The organism is Nonomuraea sp. NPDC048901 (assembly GCF_040649695.1).
Classification (GTDB): Bacteria; Actinomycetota; Actinomycetes; order Streptosporangiales; family Streptosporangiaceae; genus Nonomuraea.
Genome location: NZ_JBEZFW010000057.1, coordinates 1,495 through 2,748, shown reverse-complemented (window position 1 = coordinate 2,748; position 1,254 = coordinate 1,495). Strand labels below are relative to the sequence as shown.

General features: G+C 56.4%; 1 rRNA gene (only partly in view). It reads left to right on the top strand.

The window, feature by feature from the left end:
* A 23S ribosomal RNA gene (locus AB0C30_RS59765) occupies window positions 1–1,254 on the top strand (it extends past both window edges: 183 nt to the left, 1,489 nt to the right).

Here is a 1,254-nt window from a genome sequence, read left to right as displayed (position 1 = left end):
TCTTGAGGGGATCCCAAGTAGCACGGGGCCCGAGAAATCCTGTGTGAATCTGCCAGGACCACCTGGTAAGCCTAAATACTCCCTGGTGACCGATAGTGCACGAGTACCGTGAGGGAAAGGTGAAAAGTGCCCCGGTGAGGGGTCGTGAAATAGTACCTGAAACCGTGTGCCTACAAGCCGTAGGAGCTTAGCCGTTCTTCGGAACGGTTGTGATGTGACTGCGTGCCTTTTGAAGAATGAGCCTGCGAGTTATGGTGTGTGGCGAGGTTAACCCGTGTGGGGGAGCCGTAGCGAAAGCGAGTCTGAAGAGGGCGTTTGAGTCGCATGCTGTAGACCCGAAGCGGAGTGATCTACGCATGGGCAGGTTGAAGCTCAGGTAAGACTGGGTGGAGGACCGAACCCACCAGGGTTGAAAACCTGGGGGATGATCTGTGTGTAGGGGTGAAAGGCCAATCAAACTCCGTGATAGCTGGTTCTCCCCGAAATGCATTTAGGTGCAGCGTCGCGTGTTTCTTGCCGGAGGTAGAGCACTGGATGGCTGATGGGCCCGACAAGGTTACTGACGTCAGCCAAACTCCGAATGCCGGTAAGTGAGAGCGTGGCAGTGAGACTGCGGGCGATAAGGTTCGTAGTCGAGAGGGAAACAGCCCAGATCACCGACTAAGGCCCCTAAGCGTGTGCTAAGTGGGAAAGGATGTGGAGTCGCAGAGACAACCAGGAGGTTGGCTTAGAAGCAGCCACCCTTGAAAGAGTGCGTAATAGCTCACTGGTCAAGTGATTCCGCGCCGACAATGTAGCGGGGCTCAAGTACACCGCCGAAGTCGTGGCATTGATGCAGATTCGTCTGTGTTGATGGGTAGGGGAGCGTCGTGTATGCGGTGAAGCGGCAGAGTGATCTAGCCGTGGAGCGTACACGAGTGAGAATGCAGGCATGAGTAGCGAATCGAGGGTGAGAAACCCTCGCGCCGGATGACCAAGGGTTCCTGGGGCAGGCTAATCCGCCCAGGGTAAGTCGGGACCTAAGGCGAGGCCGACAGGCGTAGTCGATGGACAACGGGTTGATATTCCCGTACCCGCTTCAATGCGCCCATATCGAACCTCGTGATGCTAAGAGTCCTTAAGTCCTCTGATGTCCTTCGGGACTAGGGGTGAGGCTGAACGCTCGATCCGATCGGGTAGTAGGTAAGCGATGGGGTGACGCAGGAAGGTAGTCCAGCCCAGGCGATGGTTGTCCTGGGGTAAGCATGTAGGGAG